Genomic DNA, 16,904 nt, shown 5'->3' with positions numbered 1-16,904 from the left:
CCGAGTCGAGAACCTTCCCCAAGACCTTTCCTCCTCTCAAACCCGCAGACAGAATGCACTGTTATCGCTTTGAACTACCCTTGCCAGTTCAACAGGTGAGAGTTGATCCCCTCGATGATTTGTACAAATGAAGAGTTATTGAGCGATGTTTTGTTATAAATCATGTAAATAGACACCGGCTTCATACTCAACTCCGGTTTCAACATTTTGATGTCATAACTGCCCTTCATTTTTTCAAACAGGCGTTTAGGGATTGCACCGACCAGATCGCTTTTTTCTGTCGCGGCGAGAACACATAAAAGTGAACGCGTTCTCATGCCGATGTTTCTTTCGCCAAAATGGTTGTCAGCGTAGACCTGAAACTCGTTAATCACTTCGCTGTCTGTTTCTAATAAAACGAATTTCTCATGCCTGGATTGCTCAACATCTAGCGTATCAGTAAGACGCGGGTGCGTTTTACTGCATATAAAAACGATTTCTTCTTCGAATATTTTTTTAGAAACGAACTGCATACTGAAATGCGGATTGGAATCAAAGATAATGTCTGCCCGCCGGTAAATCAGCGCCTCTTCAGCGGAGTTCGACGTAGGGTCACTGATGGTATGCACGATCTCGCATTGTGGGATGCTGTCCAGGACTAACGTGGTAATGACGGGAATGAGGATGCCTGAAAGATACGCTGAACAGTCAATCACAAGACGATTGTGAGAGGTTTGTTTCGAGACTTTCTGAAAAGCAAACAGGAAATTATCAAAGCTCGGGCTCAATGCCTGATGAATACTGACAGCCACTGTCGTGGCACTTAATGATTTCCCTTCCCGAACAAACAACGGATCCCCAAAGTACAATCTGAGTTTTTGCAAAGACTGACTGACGGAAGAAGGCGAGAGGTCGAGAGATTCAGCAGCCATGGTGACACTTCCATAGATGTATACCGCTTCAAACATGACTAACAAGTTGAAGTCAAAATCTTTTGTAGTCCAGAATACATCGGTAATGTTACCTGACTGCATGCTCTCTCCTTATAAACGAGTGGCTATATTTCGCGGGGAAATGATAGTCATAATTATAAGTCACGGTTAAAAATTTGCTGCAGTTTTTCTTCCGTCAGGAAAAGCAAATCATCCAATACCGGCGTTATCCTGGAGCCTCTGATAAGCACTAATACCGGATAATCGGTGGGATGGTTAAGTGATAACTGCTTTTTATAATCAGACCACTTTTTAATATGACCATCAGACTCTGCGCTGGCCATAATGAATACGGTGGTAATGAATTCATCGTACTCATATAGGTTATTCAAAAGGAACATAAAACCTCACTCGCTATTAATAAAATGACAATGTAGGAAATAAGAAGTTACAGATGCAGACTCCTTAAGCAGATAATATTTCAACGGCTCATCCTCCAGAAGTTTCGAGTCAAAGACAATGCCATATCCTGAAAGATGTTTTTGCAAATCTGCATGAACCCTTATGGGCGTTACTCTCAGGAGTGAAAGTTCTCATCAGACGTCAGTCTGGTGCATGAGATTAAATTTATCGCCATAAAAAAGCGCACTGAATGGCATAAATTCCTGACAGTGCGCTTGAGTATTTACACGGTAAAACAGTGGGTTACCTTGATATGGTGAGTGGATGTTGATTTTTAGAATTGATCATTCAGCAAACGATATTGCAGCAGGGGTTGGGTAAGAATATTATTTTCGCAAGCAGGAGGTCTGGCAGATGTTAATAGAGTTCAGATTCTTAATGACTGCACTACTTATATATAAACCCGGCGCGATGATGTTCTGTCTTTTCATCCTCCGTTAATTTTTCTCCAGCAATATGATAGGTTATTTTTTATCATTCAGGTCAATACGTAATATGAAGAAATTATCTTTATTTACGCTGGCAGCAATCACATTCTGCCCGCTGATGAGCAGTCATGTTATTGCCGCAGAAAGCCTGCTATTGCCAGATTTAGGCAGTGCTGAAACGGTAAAGAATAACGCTTCTGCAGAAGATCTTTCTGCGCAGACAAATAATGGTTTTGCAGCTAAAACAGCGCAAGCCGCTGTGAGCGAAGCACAACAGAATTTTGAAAATTTAACGCCGGAAGGGATGAAGTCTCAGGCCTATCAATATGGCAAAAGTGTTGCTACAAGCGCCGCACAGAATCAGATTGAAAAAACGCTGTCGCCTTATGGCCATGTCAGTACCCAAATCAGTCTCAATGACGACGGAAGTTTAGACGGGTCATCGCTGGATTATCTGATCCCCTGGTATGAAGGAGAGAGCAATTTAATTTTTACCCAATTCTCTGCTCACAATACCGATGATCGTACCATTGCTAACTTCGGGGCAGGGTTACGCCATAACCTGAATAAAGACTGGCTGGTGGGCGTCAATGCCTTTTACGATTACGACCTGACCCGAAATCATCGCCGTTACGGCGTAGGTGCAGAAGCCTGGACTAACTACCTGAAGTTTAGCGGCAACTATTATATTCCGCTGTCTTCATGGAAAAATTCGCCAGACCTGGAAGATTACGAAGAGCGCCCATCCAGAGGGTGGGACGTTCGTGCGCAGGCTTATTTACCGGCATACCCGCAGCTGGGCTCGTCGGTCATCTATGAAAAGTATTACGGCGAACAGGTTGCGCTGTTTGGGACTGACAGTTTACAGAAAAACCCGTCGGCAGTGACGTTGGGAGTGGATTACACCCCGGTACCGATGATCACCATGGGGCTGGGCTATAAAAAGGGTAACTCTGATAACACCGAACTGACAGCCAACGTGGCGCTGGATTACCGCATCGGTGTGCCGATGGCGCAACAACTGGACCCTTCAGCCGTCGCCGATATGCGCAGCCTGGCGGGAAGTCGCATGGATTTCGTCGATCGTAATAATCATATTGTGCTTGAGTATCGCGAGAAAAGGGATCTGGATGTCGGCCTGTACCTGAAACCGACCGGCACGCCCGCGCAATGTATTCTTTCTGATGCGCCGGATGAAGCTCAGGCTTATGAGGGGTGTCACTGGACGGTTAATGCCACCATTACGTCGCATCTGAAAATTAAAGACGCGCAGTGGGTTCCGCTCGGCGGTTTCTCGGCGGAAAGTAAACTGGCCTTACCGGCCTTGTCTCCACAGCAAAATATCAGCGCCGGTCAGAATAACCACTGGACGCTCACATTCCCTGCATGGGTTGATTCCGCCGATCCTGAGGCCAACAAATATGCGCTGGCGGTGATGCTGGTTGATGATAAAGGGCACGCGAAGCAATCCAATATCGTCAACATTGAAGTGTCTGAAGCGCCTGTTAATTATCAGCTGGTGATTAACGATGCCGGTGAAGAGAAAAAAACCATCAAGGTGTTATCTAACGGCAACGATGTCGTCACCCTGCATTCGAGCGGCAGTAAAGTCGCCGGGCTGGCAGGAGAAACCACCGCCCTGGCGGCTGAAAGTCTGAATATGACATTCCATGCTTACAAGATGGAAGATAAAAGCCACGCTCAGGAAGTTGAGATTCACGCGTCGAAAAGTGACTGTGAAACGCATACGCAATGTCTGTTTTATGAACAAAAGCCGGAGCAGGGCGAGGCGGTGATCGGCAGTACAATGAGCGGTGTTTACTCTGTCATTGCCAAACCAGAAAATAAAGCGTCACAGAAAACCAATGCGGTTGTTATTGATTTCACCCCCGCGGATAAAATGATTTATACCGCCATCGTCGATAAAGAAAATCCGACAGTGAATTTAACGGCGACTAAGGGTAATAAATTACAGTTAGGCCATGAATATGAATTTAAAGTGGCCTACGACAGTAATAATAACGGGCAATGGGATGCCAGTGACCGTGAAACAGTAACAGACGAAAATAAAACGCCGATCATCTCTTTGATGAATTACCGCTGGCAATTCACCAAAAATAGCGCGAACGGTACGCCGGGTGGATTTGCCACTCCTGCGACGGATAATCACGATATTATCCTGCCGAAAACCAATGCTGAAGCCAGCACCGTATTTTCCGCTGCCGGACCAGACGGGGTCCAGGGATATGAATTAAGGGTTGACTATCAGTTGACTCAAACAGGAATACAGACTGTTAAAACGATGAATAAGAAATAATATTTCCTATCGCGATTTAACATTAACTCACCCATTTTACTTTAATGAGATATGACCCAATGAAAACGTTTAACAAAACACTCCTTGCCACATTATTAATTGCCAGCTGTGCGCCAATGGCTTTTGCTGATACAACAGCCAGTGCCGGTACAATTGAAGGTAGCTCTCCCATTATATACGGAACAGGTGCAGGCGCAGCGGCGCATACCGTGACATTTGCTAACGGGCATGAAAGTGGTTCTGTCAACGCAATGTCGCCGGGAGATAAAATTACCCTCAGCTATATTTTGAAGGATGATGAAGGTGATGCTGATGACAGTATAAAAACCATTACGTGGTTTACCACCTCGGATGGCCATGGTGCTGATAAAAAAATCATCAGTGGCGCCGCCGGTAAGGAAACGTACACCCTGCAGCAGGCGGACGCCGGGCTTTATCTGGGGGCAACCATTGATGAAGCCACTCTTACCGGGAGTCCTAAAGGGGGTCAGCGGATCACCATAAATGATGTCAGTACCAACGACGCGACGGACAATATTCCGGACGGTCCGGTAGTAGGCGGCACGGTGGCAACCATGATTGTGGATACCACATCACCAGATGATAACCTGATCGGTAAATCGAGCAGCAGTCTGATTCTGGGCCACACGTATCAGTTCAAAATCTGGTATGACACCAACGGTAACAAGGTCTGGGATGCGGGCGAACTGGATGCGTCATCCAACTACAGCTATAACTGGATCTTCGACGGCACCTCAGCGACCACGGGTACGGCGGGCGGTAAAGCCGTCAGTTCAACCGATAACAAGGATCTGAAACTGCCGTTGACTAACACCGAAGCGAAATCTGTCTACGCCAATGCGGGTGCTGACGGTATCCAGGGTTACCAGCTGCAGGTAGATTATACCGCTAAAGTTAAAGCAGTATTGAAATCCGTTAAACGCAAATAATAATCCGTAATATTAATTAGCCTGGGCGCGCTGGCGCTCAGGTTAATTAATCCGTGTGATGTAAATTGCCATACCTTAAAGCATGGTGACGTGATGAAAAGTAAATTTAAAAGCAAGGCACGGATAGCGTTGTTTATAGCACTCCTGATCAATACCCCCTTTCTGGTTAATGCCAATGAAATGACCGGTCGGACAGGGGCAGTATCAGGAACTCCCCCTGTTTTATATAACAAGGATAACGAATCCGGGCATATCGATGTCGTCAGAAAAAGAGGCGGCATTGAGGATGACGACCAGCTCGATATTAATGACAGTTTGTCCCTCGCGTGGCGATTTTTTGATGGTGAGGGGGATGAGGAAATAACACTTCCCTCCGTAGAGTGGATTTGTACCGACACCAGTAATAGCCGGCACGTCCTTGCGACGGGTACTCTGGAATATATTATTTCTCCAAATGATAAAGCCTGTACTATCGGGGTCAATCTCACGCCGAAAACATTGACCGGCACACCTCAGGAAAATACGGCGATCGAAATCGCGGATATCAGCACGTATATTGATAATGATTCTATTCCTGACGGACCGGTAAATCCGCATTCCATTAATATGGTGGATTACACTGTCGCACCGAATAACGCCACCGCCAGAATGACCGTTCCCGCCAATGCGAAACTGATGACGGCTTTTTCGGGAGCACAGGTGCAGTTAGAAACAGATAACATTCCTGATGAAGTAACCTGGAGCAGCAGCAATGATGCAGTTGCGACGGTGTCTGATACCGGTTTAGTGACCTTTAAAGGGAAGGGGGCGGTGAAAATCACTGCGCGTCATAATGAACAGAGTGTCTCTATGACCCTTAATCCTCAGTTGTTCTTTGTCATGGGTTCGACAAATAAGACGTGGGATGACGCAAAAACGGAGTGCGAAGGTATGGGCGGACGTTTGCCTACGATCAGCGAGCTGAGCGACGGAACAAACATTCGTAACGTTCCGGGTAATGGATTATGGGAAGAGTGGGGGCAAAGTATTCTGGATGTCCGACATACTGGCGTTGTGTTCTGGTCTTCATCGTCTAACGGTGTCGACAGTTATTTATACGCTTATCTTTCGGATGGGCACATCAGCTCAAACAAAGCTACTGTTACGGAGGGCTTTGCCTGCATCCTGAACTGAAAACAGTTCTGGCTACCGTCAATATGAAAGAAAATGAAAGAAAAATACGCGGCTATAATAAGAGGCAGGTTGATTTTCACTGTTTAAGAGCAAATCTATGACACGCCCAAAATCTGAAAACCTTATTGTCGCCGCGCCGGTGAAGCCCGCAGAGTCCATCAGTAAACTGATAAATTCTCTCTCGGGCCTGTCCCGGCCTCTGGCGGCAACCCGTGGACGCGAGGGGATAAAGCTCATTGATGAACATTCAGAATTCATCGTAATTCTGATTTTAGAAGGCAGCATTGAGATCTGGCGTAATCGTGATGAACTTCTGGTCGCCACCTCTTATGCCCCGGCGATCATCGGGCTGCAAGGTTCTGAATTCCGCTATCAGACACACACCTTCACGCCGCAACCGGAAAGTAAGATTGCCTGGTTATCACACCAGACGGCGCTGGATGCCATCAAAGCGCATGATCTGATGGAAGACATGATCACTTATCAGTCGTATATGAACGACCAGCAGACGTATCGCGACTTTCTGATGATCAACAGTTCCAGTTATGAAATTATCTGCCGGCTATTGACCGAGATTTCTGAACGTCCTGATTTCCACGAGATTCGTGTTGAACAATACATCCTGACGCGCACCCGGCTGGCGCGAAGCGGTGTGATGAAAATGCTTGCTGACCTGCGTTTCGGCGGATTCATCGAAATGGAAAAAGGAAAACTGTTGCGTATCAATCTCCCATTCCCTAAAAATTACTAAAATCCGCGTTGAGGAAGCGGAATCGCCTGCACGCTCGTTTATGGAGAATGACAATGAACCCGTCCCAACAACGTTTTGCACTCACCACCGTCCCGCCACCGAAAACCTTTCCCCACGTGAGCACGCCCGTTATCAGCGATGAGGTCATGGCGCTGCGTCTGAAGAACATTGTGACGGCTTTGCATCAGCACAAGTTCGATGCGCTGGTGATTTACGCCGATAAAGAGCATGGCGGAAATTTTGAATACCTTGCAGGCTTTATTCCCCGTTTTGAAGAAGCGCTGCTGATTGTGACCGCTGACGGTCAGCTCAGCTATGTAATGGGCAATGAGAACCTCAAACTGGTGCCCCATGCGCGAAACAAAGGTAAATGCCTGCATGCTCCGGCCTTCTCGCTGCCGAATCAACCGATGGATAACGATGCACCGCTGACAGAGGTTTTGGCCGATGCGGGGCTGACGCGCGGAAGCCGGATTGGCGTTGTCGGCTGGAAGTTGTTCACCAGCACGCTTCACGATACGCAGTATCAGTTTGACGTACCGGCTTTCATTCTTGACGCGATCATTGATACGGCAGGCGAGCGGGAAAACGTGGTCAATGCGACCGCGCTGTTCATCTCGCCCGCGCACGGCGTGCGTCGTTTAAATACGGCCAGTGAAATCGCTTTTTATGAGTTCGGTGCCAATCTGGCATCCACCAATATATTGGCCGCGTTGGATAACATTGCACCGGGTAAAACAGAAAGACAGATCGGTCAGTTACTGGCTGCTGACGGGCAACCGGGCAACGTGGTGATGATTGCCGCCACCGGCGATCGTTTCGCTAATGCCTGTTTATATCCCACAGACAAAGTGATCCAACGCGGCGACAAATTCTCGCTGACCGTTGGGTTCAAGGGCGGCCTGACCAGCCGTTCAGCGTATGTTGTGGCGGCAGAAAATGAACTGGCGCCTGACGTGGCCGACTATCTGCCGGCGCTGGCGATCCCTTATTATCGTGCGGTCACCACCTGGCTGGAAACGCTCCGGCCCGGCCTGACGGGCGGTGAGCTTTATCAGACCATCGAAAACGTCATGCCGAAGGCGCAGTGGCACTGGCATCTTAATCCGGGGCATCTGGTGGCCGATGAAGAGTGGCTCTGCTCGCCAGTCTATGCCAACTCGCCGATAGCACTTGAGAGCGGCATGATATTTCAGATCGACATCATTCCTTCGCTGCCCGGCTACGGCGGATGCAGCATTGAAGACACGGTCGCACTGGCGGATGCGGCATTGAGACATGAGTTGCAAAGCCTCTTCCCGGAGGTCTGGCAACGCATGGAAACCCGCAAAGCCTATCTGCGGGATATGCTGAACATCAGCGTGTCAGAGGATGTCATTCTTCTCTCTAACACGGTGGGATATCTGCGTCCGTTCCTGCTGGACAAAGGCAGGGCGTTGGTGCGTCAGCCCTGAACATATCGCCAGCGCCTCGTGTGGCTGGCGAATAATACCGCTGTTATTTTCGTTATCCTCCCCGATATTCCAGAAAACCCTTCTCCCGAATGATTATTACAAAATTGTCATCAATTTGACATTAAGCTGTTAGCCACTGGCAGGTAAACTCCGTGTTATTCAAACAATATGATCCGATGTCCTCACGTCATCTGTTTAAATAAACTCAGACGCCGGGTGTGTTAATAATTCACCCTCGCGGATAATTAAGCCATTGTCAGAGACAACCTCAAAATCAAAAAGGATGAACGCATGTATAAAAGTAAATTGTTATTGGCCGGTATTATTCTGAATGCTCTTTATATGACATCTGCCGTTGCAGCGAACCCTCTCAGCGTTCATGTTTTAAACTTACAAAGCGGGCTGCCGTCAGCCGGCGTAAGCGTCTCTCTCGACAAGCAGGAAGGGGATAAATGGGTGCATCTGAGTAATGGTGTGACCAATGAGCAGGGGCGTATTCCTTCTCTTTACCCGGATGAAAAAGTGATCGAAAAAGGGAATTATCGCGTGACGTTCAAAACCGGAGAATGGTTTGAAAAACACCACACGCCGACCTTCTTCCCGGAGATCCCAATTATTTTTAAAGCGGATGGTTCAGTGCCGCATTATCATATTCCTTTGCTGATTAGCCCTTATGGTTTCTCAAGCTATCGCGGAAATTAATAACGGTTTTTAAACCATCAGTTATCCCATTAAAAATACAATGTGTATTTTCTATTCTTTAACCGTCCTCTGAGGACGGTTTTTTATTGCGGAGTATAATAGCTCCCGCCCGGTTTGCCGATTGCAGCCCGAATCCCGCAGCAGACAGCGTGGGAGCGCCTGCTCACATTTCGTTTTTCAAAATAGCGCCTGGCGTCACCCGAGATGTGCCTGCGGATTACGCTTTGCTCAGATTTGAGTCAAATCAATAAACGCGCAGGTATTGTTGCGAAGGCGGGATCGGAACGATAACTTCCCAGTTAGCGAGGTTTGATGAGATATTTATTATTTTAATGACTTCCAGTTATTCCGTTCATTTTCGGGTCGGCGGTTACCCGGTTTTGTAGGATAATGATGTACGGTTTACGGGAAACAACGCTTTAATAACAGGGTGATGGGATGCTTGAACTGTTTGACGTGAGCTATGAAGAGCTCAGAATGACCAGAGTAGATGAACTTTACCGGCTAAGAAAAACAACTTTCAGTGATCGTCTGGGATGGGAAGTTGTTTGCCAACAAGATATGGAATTTGATGAGTTCGATAATGACTCAACACGCTATATTCTCGGGCTGTATAAGGGGAAACTCATTTGCAGCGTGCGCTTTACCCCTCTCGACCAGCCAAACATGATAACTCACACGTTTCGTGCGTGTTTTGATTCGATTCCACTTCCTTCTGCGGGCGTTGAGTCGAGCCGTTTTTTTGTCGACAAATTGCGGGCGAGGGAGCTGCTCGGCGAACGATATCCTGTGAGTCAGGTACTTTTCCTTGCCATGATAAACTGGGCTCAGGACAACGGACATACCGGTATTTACACCATCGTAAGCCGTGCCATGTTGACGATATTGAAGCGCTCAGGCTGGCAAATACAGACACTTAAAGAGGCATTTCTTAGCGAACGGGAACGCATCTATCTGATCTACCTTCCTGCCGGAGAGGACGATCAGCGGATCATGGCCAGAGGACTCAACGGCCAAACAGCCTCTGTGTTTACCTGGCCGCTGACGCTGCCGGTATAATCAGCTCCAGTTCAACGCCCAGCCTGATTGCCTGGCGGGCGTTACTGACACCCAGCTTAGTAACGACATTTCCCATATGAAACTTTATCGTGCTGACTGAAACGCCAATAATCGTCGCAATCTCTGCATAGGTCTTCCCCATACTGGCCCAGTAAAGCACCTCATTTTCACGGATGGTGAAAATATTATTTTCCTTTCTTGCCGTAATTTGACGCCCGCGGGCTGATAAACCGCCAACAAGCCGATACATCTGTTCATTTATATCGATGAGAAGCATCTGCAGGTTCCCACGTTCAGAAGTAAGTCGCTCTTCCAACTCTTGCTGGCTGTGGTCGGCAATGATGATAGACAGCAATGCCAGGTTTCCCATCTGGTCATGCAGCACAAAGGTATAGCCGTTCAGAATGTTGTACTGCCTTGAAAGGGTGAAGATTTTTGTAAATTTCAGGTCAGACATGAGCGTGATATTTTCATCCCACGCAAAGGGAGAGGTTCTTTTGAATGCGGTGAGTATTACCGGGTCGGTAAGCTGAAAGTTGTTAGCCCGATAGAGATTGACCCACTCATCAGGATAACTTGAGATGATAAGGACTTCCGCAGGGTTTTTTTTCCTCACGACCGTATAAGCGTAGTCGGGGCTGCCAAGCGGAGACAGTTTCCGCTCGATATAATCTTTCAATGTTTCAGTGATCGTGTGATTTTGTTCAAAAGCACTAAACATACTGACTCCCTGAGGGGCTGCTTATCCCTTAATGCCGACATCTATACTTAAGTACAGGTTTTTTCAGGACTTAAGTATAACTTACGGCCCATTACTATGAATGATACTTTCATCAACGAAAAAGAAACCTCACACACTGCTCCGAACAATGTGTGAGGAGGCCAATGGACGGCCAACACCAGGGAAACACTCGTTGTAAAAAAACATAATAAATTAAATTTTAAGAATATAAAATTTTTTTGATACAAAAGCGCCCATTGGGTGCTTTTTTTTTTGCCAAAGTAACCCGACGAAAAGACGAGTAAATTTGTCTCTCTGCGGGCATATCCGTAAGCGCATTGTTTCAATGAAGGAGAGAGGAAGGGGTATTAACAGGTGAATATTTGAGCGAGTTTTTTTATACCGTCAACGATTTCTGCGGGTGAGTGCGCAGCAAAACCCAGCAGAATGGCCTGGCTTGTTGGGGGTGTCTGGCAATATCGCGAAAGAGGCTGTGCCCCTAAACCCACTTTACGGCACTGATCAATCACATAAGATTCATCAAATTCCTCCGATAACCAACAGACAACGTGGATGCCTGAATCTGAAGGTTTGGCGAACATAATTTCGGGTAAATGTAACTGTATGGCTTCAATCATAACCCGCTGGCGTTCGTAGCATGCTTTTCTCACCCGCCTGACGTGCCGTGCATAGTGTCCTTCAGAAATAAAGCTGGAAAGTATGATTTGCTCTAAATAAGACGTCCGAGTATCTGCATAATATTTAGCAATCTTAAAAGACTCGACTAAATTCTCCGGCACAACCAGAAATCCTAAATTAAAACCCGGGAACATCATTTTAGAGAATGAACCCGCATATATTACCCTCTGTTGTTTATCCAGTCCCTGGAGAGCTTGTATGGGCTGACCGGTATATCTGAATTCACTGTTATAATCATCTTCAAAAATCCACATTTTATTTTCAGATGCCCAGTCAAGCAGAGCCATTCTTCGGGATAAACTCAGTGTGCCGCCAAGAGGAAATTGGTGGGAGGGCGAAGTGAAAATCATTTTTGCAGATGGCCAGTGTTTTATGCCGTAGGAAATATCCATGCCATCCTTATCACTGACGACGGGGCGAACTGTTGCACCCACGGAGGTAAATGCGCCTAAAGCACCATCATATCCTGGTTCATCTAACCAAACTTCGTCACCTTTTTGCAAAAGAACCTGTGCGGCAAGATTGATCGCTTGTTGGGTCCCATTTAAAATTATGATTTGTTTATCAGAACAATTTACGCCACGCGTAGTGCGAACATATTCACAAATCGCCGACCGCAATGGTTTATACCCCAAAGCTTCATTGAGATCCCAATCCTGATGGCGAAACTGACGCCAGATCCTTCCCAATAATCTTCCCCAAAGTTCATACGGAAACAAATCTACACATCCCACGCCGATATTAAATAGCATATTATTTCCGGAGTGCGGGCGGGTCATATCCCATACTGTTTTCATTACATCCATATGAGGATTGAGATCATTTCCATTGTTTTCACTATCTGGCTTTTTATGCACTGAGATGGATTTAATTTGAATCACTTCATCTGGAATGGTGTTTGTGACATAAGTCCCTGACCCACTTTTGGTCATGAGATAACCTTCATCAACGAGTCGTTCTACACCAGATAAAACCGAGTTTCTTGAAATAGACATCATCTCAGAAAGTGTTCTGCTGGAGGGGATTTTCCTTCCCGATTTAAGCTGACCATTCAATATCATTTCTTTTAAAGCCAAATAAAACTGCTCTTTAATTTTTCCTTTTTTGAGCAATAAACTCGGGAAGCTGGCAGCATTTTTCTTCATGACCAAAGTGGACCCATAAACTATCAATAAAGTGTACCTTTTATGATACCAGTACGCGGGTTACTCTTTCATCCACAAATTCGTGAGGTTCTGATAAGGCATTAATATGAAAGATGAAAGTTTAAAAACCGTAGTGGCACCCGTTGAAGAAATGGATTACTCCCGGTGGCTGCCGTACTGGTTGAGCTATCAGGCGTTTTATGAAGTTCAGTTGTCTGAAGACATCACAAATGAAACATGGAAGCGTTTTTTAAATCCTGATGAAGAGATGTATTGCGCAGTGGCAAAGAAAGGGCAGGAAATTCTCGGCTTCGTTCACTACGTTTTTCATGGTTCAACATGGTCTGTAAATGAATTCTGTTATTTGGAAGATCTTTTTGTTGCCGAAAATACCCGGGGCAAAAACATAGGAAAACATCTTATCGAATATGTTAAACAAAAGGCCAGCGAGAAACAATGTGCAAGACTCTACTGGCATACACAGCAAAAAAACGTCACAGCGCAGCGACTTTATGACCGGGTAGCAGAGAAACCAGGTGTCATAGAGTACAGATTACCTCTCTAAACAAGAAAAGGGGGGAGAAGTTCTCAGCGTTTTTTATTTCAAGCTGATGTTATTATTTTTCGCCCATTTCCTTAATCTGCCATTAGCATTAGCATTGGCATAGGGTGAAGATGTGTTGAATGATATCATTCTCCCCATAGTCCATTTTGTGTACCAGGGTTTACCATATAAATCGTCATCAGTGCGTTCATCAATAAGTTTCACTATGTGATCTTTTACTGACTCGAGCTCAGTCATTAACGCCCTGTAATTCAATTCGCGATAATCAGAGTAAAATTTTTGCGCCAGAAGCCCAAGTTCATTCCACTTAAAACCGGTTTCAGGAAAATCAACGGGCAATCCTTTTTCATCGTAAGTAATCCACTTTACAACCAGAGTATTCCAGCCGATCAGATAGGAAACCAGATCATGAATACTCATTTCAGTGCCCTTGCTGTGTCCATCCATTGAATTATCGGAGGTGAGTTCAGGGGGAATGACATTGAGATAGCTGATTAATTTATTGAAATTTTTATCAATGGCTAAAAGCAATTCGGATTTTGTCTGCGGCACATTCATACTGAGTTACCCCCGCTTCAGAAGAAAACGATAAAAACGCTATATGATGTTTCACTATCAATAAATTATGCACTTCCTGCCTGAAATAATCCCCCTTTGTCTTCTTTCCCCATAGCGAAAAATGACTACTGACGTCCAGAGATTTCCCCGCCGTTACTCAACGGTAGAAAGAACGAAGGCGCGTGCCGAGGGTGACAGATGGCGATAGCCGATGACGAGGTCGAATTCAATTCCAGGGCCTGATAAGGGGTGATAGCTAATCTGATCACCGCGAAAGCCGCTCATACTTTGAGGAACGACAGATACGCCTCCTCCAACAGACACCAGTGACAGCACAGCATGCATCCCGTGAGCTTCCTGAGTAATGATCGGCACAAAGCCTGCTTCAGCACACAGGCGGATAACCTGCAAATGAAAGCTTCGCCCCTCAGGCATTGGCCACAAAATGAAAGGTTCACCTGCAAGCCCGGCAAGCGTAAGGTCTGAGCGCTTACTCAAAGGATGATCTTTTGGGATAGCCATACACAGACGATCGGTGTCGAAATTTACCTGTTCGATGTCATCAGCTTTTTCAACAGGGGGGATCAATACACCGATGTCTAACGTCCCGTCGCGCAGCGCAGCAATCTGTGCGGCGGTTGTGGCTTCTCGCAACTCAAGCCGTACCTTCGGATGGCTTGCCCTGAATTCACGAATAATATCGGGCAACCGGCCGTAAAGTGCGCTTCCTACATAACCCACGCGTAAAAAACCCGTTCGACCTTCAGCCACATCCAGCGTAGAAACAATGGCTTTTTCAGCCTGTCGGAGGGTTTTGCGTGCCTCACTGACAAACTTTTCTCCCGCAGGCGTCAGGCCAAGTACGCGATTGCCACGCTCGATAAGAGTGACGCCGAGATCTTCTTCCAGCTTCTGTATGGCACTGGTCAGCGGAGGCTGCGACATGTTCAGACGTTCTGCCGCCCGATGAAAATGTAACTCCTCCGCGACAGCAATGAATTGCTCCATTCTGCGTAAAGTGATCCGTGCCCGACTTACTGCCGTCATCTCCGCCATCCTTCTTGTGATTGAGCCAATCTTCTCACGATACAATTAAAGTATTAAGAGGCCACCTAAAGAGTATTTTATATATCAAAGGTATCACTCTATGTTGTTTTCACAATAACTGAATGGAAACGACGAGGGGTGCATGGTGGATTTTAAAGGTCGGGTAGTGCTTATCACCGGTGCGGGGCGCGGATTGGGATTCGCGTATGCCCGGTGTATTGGTCAGCTTGGTGCAATGGTTTTGATTCAGGATATCGGTGCCAATTCTGACGGGGAGGGGGCCAATCCTGATATTTCAAAACCGGCGGCAGAGACACTTCGGCTGGAAGGGCTGAATGTACACGCGATCTCAGGGGATCTGGCCTCACGCGAGAGCTGCCATAAATTGTGTGCAGACGCCCTTAACGTCGCAGGCCGGCTGGATGCGGTGATCCACAACGCGGGTTGGGTGGCGTACGAGAATATCGAGTCAATAGAGGAACGTTCTTTTGATCATATGATGGCCATTGCCGCTAAGGCACCTCTCTGGCTTGCACAGGCGGCATGGCCTGCGATGAAAACTGCGGGTTATGGCCGTATCATCATGACGACATCTTGCCGGGCGTTTTATCCGCAGTATGTTCAGCAGGGTCTTGCCTCCTATGCGGCAGCCAGAATGGCCGTAATAGGACTTACCCATGTCCTTGCCAGTGAAGGCAAAAATGATGGAATTATCGTCAATGCCATATCACCCGTCGCCAAGACGCGGATGTGGGGAATTGAAGGAGAACCTGACGAACTCCGCCCTTCGGAAGTGGCACCGGGAGTGGCCTATCTTGCCTCAGCAGAATGCACCGAAGGAGGATGGATCCTGCGCGCCGCGAACGGGCAATTCCATGCAACCAAAATGATGGAGGCCGCCGGTGTGGACTATCCGAGAAATCTTCGCGCTGTTAAAGCGTCCACCGCTCAGGAAGTTGCGCAGAAATGGCAGTCCATCGCGATACCTCATGTGGAAACGCGACAGTGAATGGCGTATCGGTGGCATTTCCAGGCAAGGCCGTACTGGGCGAGTCACCCCTCTGGAGCCGCTCAAGAGCGCGGCTTTTATGGGTTGACACTCTTGGGGGCTCTCTCAATTTTTTTGATCCCGCAAGGGCCGGAATGTGGCACATGCCATGCCCGTTCCGCTGGGCTTTGTCGTGGAGAAAAATACGGGTGAGTTGATTATTGGCCTGGGTTGCCATGTTGAGCTAATAGACAGAGCAGGGAAGAGGCGAAGGATCGCCACTGCGCCACACGCACAGGAGGGCTTTCGTCTCAACGATGCGAGCCTGGACTCATCAGGCCGCCTGTGGGTTGGGCTGATAGATGAAGAACTGAAAGACGGTTCAGGCTATTTGTATCGTCTCGATCCAGACGGTAAGTGGCACACCGTCGATTCTGGTTTCACGCTTATCAATGGAATTACCTGGAGCCACGACGGTAAAACACTCTACGTGACGGATTCCCGGCGTGGCGTCATTTACGGATATGATAACGACCCCGGCTCAGGCGAGGTCAGTAACAGAAGGGAAGTTATCAGCATTCATCCAAAAAAGGGTAAGCCTGACGGACTTATCGTTGATCAGCATGGATTTCTCCTGAGTGTCCTCTTTGACGGGGCTGCCATCGCGCGGATATCTCCGCAAGGAGAAATCGAGCGATGGATTCATCTTCCGGTTCAGCGACCGACAAGTTGTTCCTTTGCAGATGATGATCGTTATCTGTATGTCACCTCAGCACGACTTGGACTGTCGGAAGCGCTTTTAGAAACGATGCCTTATTCAGGGGCTTTACTGAGAATCGACTACAGGCGAGCACTGGAACGGTGAGTGTGTTTTGCAGACTGCAATCATCGAGAAGAAAACGATCCCGACACCGTTCGGGCTTTTCACGCCTGTCCGTTCTCAACGCTTTGAGTAAAATGACACGCCGCCAGAC

16 protein-coding genes are annotated in these 16,904 nt (G+C 47.3%); 10 read left to right on the top strand and 6 right to left on the bottom strand.

Annotation, left to right across the window (positions count from 1 at the left end):
* Positions 1-74: 74 nt before the first annotated feature.
* Positions 75-1,013, bottom strand: coding sequence for a LysR family transcriptional regulator (locus tag ABSH60_RS23130; RefSeq protein WP_217203715.1), 939 nt, complete (start codon positions 1,011-1,013; stop codon positions 75-77).
* Between the two features lie 53 nt (positions 1,014-1,066).
* Entirely contained in the window at positions 1,067-1,255 is a 189-nt protein-coding gene (locus ABSH60_RS23125; protein WP_162237794.1) for a hypothetical protein, read from the bottom strand.
* 613 nt (positions 1,256-1,868) lie between these two features.
* On the opposite strand from ABSH60_RS23125, the gene ABSH60_RS23120 reads away from it, so the two are divergent.
* The 7 genes from ABSH60_RS23120 to ABSH60_RS23090 all read left to right on the top strand — a co-directional run bounded on the left by ABSH60_RS23120 (position 1,869) and on the right by ABSH60_RS23090 (position 10,207).
* Positions 1,869-4,118 (top strand): inverse autotransporter beta domain-containing protein, encoded by a 2,250-nt coding sequence (locus ABSH60_RS23120; protein WP_390976411.1) that lies wholly within the window; start codon positions 1,869-1,871, stop codon positions 4,116-4,118.
* Positions 4,119-4,177: 59 nt separating this feature from the next.
* On the top strand, positions 4,178-5,068 hold the full coding sequence (locus tag ABSH60_RS23115; protein WP_056772501.1) for a SinI family autotransporter-associated protein: 891 nt from the start codon (positions 4,178-4,180) through the stop codon (positions 5,066-5,068).
* A gap of 93 nt (positions 5,069-5,161) precedes the next feature.
* On the top strand, positions 5,162-6,241 hold the full coding sequence (locus tag ABSH60_RS23110) for an Ig-like domain-containing protein (protein ID WP_390976409.1): 1,080 nt from the start codon (positions 5,162-5,164) through the stop codon (positions 6,239-6,241).
* A 97-nt stretch (positions 6,242-6,338) separates the two neighbouring features.
* Positions 6,339-6,992, top strand: coding sequence for a helix-turn-helix domain-containing protein (locus ABSH60_RS23105; RefSeq protein ID WP_136375853.1), 654 nt, complete (start codon positions 6,339-6,341; stop codon positions 6,990-6,992).
* Positions 6,993-7,045: 53 nt separating this feature from the next.
* Complete coding sequence (locus ABSH60_RS23100; protein ID WP_390976406.1) at positions 7,046-8,446, top strand: M24 family metallopeptidase; 1,401 nt, start codon at positions 7,046-7,048, stop codon at positions 8,444-8,446.
* A 291-nt stretch (positions 8,447-8,737) separates the two neighbouring features.
* Positions 8,738-9,148 carry a hydroxyisourate hydrolase gene (gene uraH / locus ABSH60_RS23095; RefSeq protein ID WP_122096639.1) on the top strand — a complete coding sequence of 137 codons (411 nt, stop codon included), beginning with the start codon at positions 8,738-8,740 and terminating at the stop codon, positions 9,146-9,148.
* A gap of 438 nt (positions 9,149-9,586) precedes the next feature.
* The gene (locus ABSH60_RS23090) at positions 9,587-10,207 is read left to right on the top strand and encodes an acyl-homoserine-lactone synthase (RefSeq protein ID WP_122096641.1); all 621 of its coding nucleotides are present in this window, start codon (positions 9,587-9,589) and stop codon (positions 10,205-10,207) included.
* Here ABSH60_RS23090 and ABSH60_RS23085 read toward each other — a convergent pair.
* Positions 10,179-10,928, bottom strand: coding sequence for a LuxR family transcriptional regulator (locus ABSH60_RS23085; protein ID WP_122096642.1), 750 nt, complete (start codon positions 10,926-10,928; stop codon positions 10,179-10,181). The genes ABSH60_RS23090 and ABSH60_RS23085 overlap by 29 nt on opposite strands.
* Before the next feature lie 368 nt (positions 10,929-11,296).
* Entirely contained in the window at positions 11,297-12,772 is a 1,476-nt protein-coding gene (locus ABSH60_RS23080) for an aminotransferase class I/II-fold pyridoxal phosphate-dependent enzyme (RefSeq protein WP_390976404.1), read from the bottom strand.
* A gap of 106 nt (positions 12,773-12,878) precedes the next feature.
* Here ABSH60_RS23080 and ABSH60_RS23075 point away from each other — a divergent pair, with 106 nt between their 5' ends.
* Positions 12,879-13,337 carry a GNAT family N-acetyltransferase gene (locus ABSH60_RS23075; protein WP_390976402.1) on the top strand — a complete coding sequence of 153 codons (459 nt, stop codon included), beginning with the start codon at positions 12,879-12,881 and terminating at the stop codon, positions 13,335-13,337.
* 33 nt (positions 13,338-13,370) lie between these two features.
* Here the strand turns inward: ABSH60_RS23075 and ABSH60_RS23070 are convergent, their stop codons facing one another.
* Positions 13,371-13,895 (bottom strand): ClbS/DfsB family four-helix bundle protein, encoded by a 525-nt coding sequence (locus ABSH60_RS23070; protein ID WP_390976400.1) that lies wholly within the window; start codon positions 13,893-13,895, stop codon positions 13,371-13,373.
* Between the two features lie 153 nt (positions 13,896-14,048).
* Complete coding sequence (locus ABSH60_RS23065; RefSeq protein ID WP_390976398.1) at positions 14,049-14,942, bottom strand: LysR substrate-binding domain-containing protein; 894 nt, start codon at positions 14,940-14,942, stop codon at positions 14,049-14,051.
* Positions 14,943-15,084: 142 nt separating this feature from the next.
* Between ABSH60_RS23065 and ABSH60_RS23060 the strand changes: the two genes are divergently transcribed.
* A complete protein-coding gene (locus tag ABSH60_RS23060) occupies positions 15,085-15,951 on the top strand; it encodes an SDR family NAD(P)-dependent oxidoreductase (RefSeq protein ID WP_390976396.1) in 867 nt (288 codons plus the stop codon).
* Between the two features lie 136 nt (positions 15,952-16,087).
* On the top strand, positions 16,088-16,795 hold the full coding sequence (locus tag ABSH60_RS23055) for an SMP-30/gluconolactonase/LRE family protein (RefSeq protein ID WP_390976395.1): 708 nt from the start codon (positions 16,088-16,090) through the stop codon (positions 16,793-16,795).
* Positions 16,796-16,904 lie beyond the last annotated feature (109 nt).

Source organism: Rahnella sp. R3(2024) (assembly GCF_042920125.1).
GTDB classification, from domain to species: domain Bacteria; phylum Pseudomonadota; class Gammaproteobacteria; order Enterobacterales; family Enterobacteriaceae; genus Rahnella; species Rahnella rivi.
This window is presented reverse-complemented; position numbering and strand designations above follow the sequence as displayed.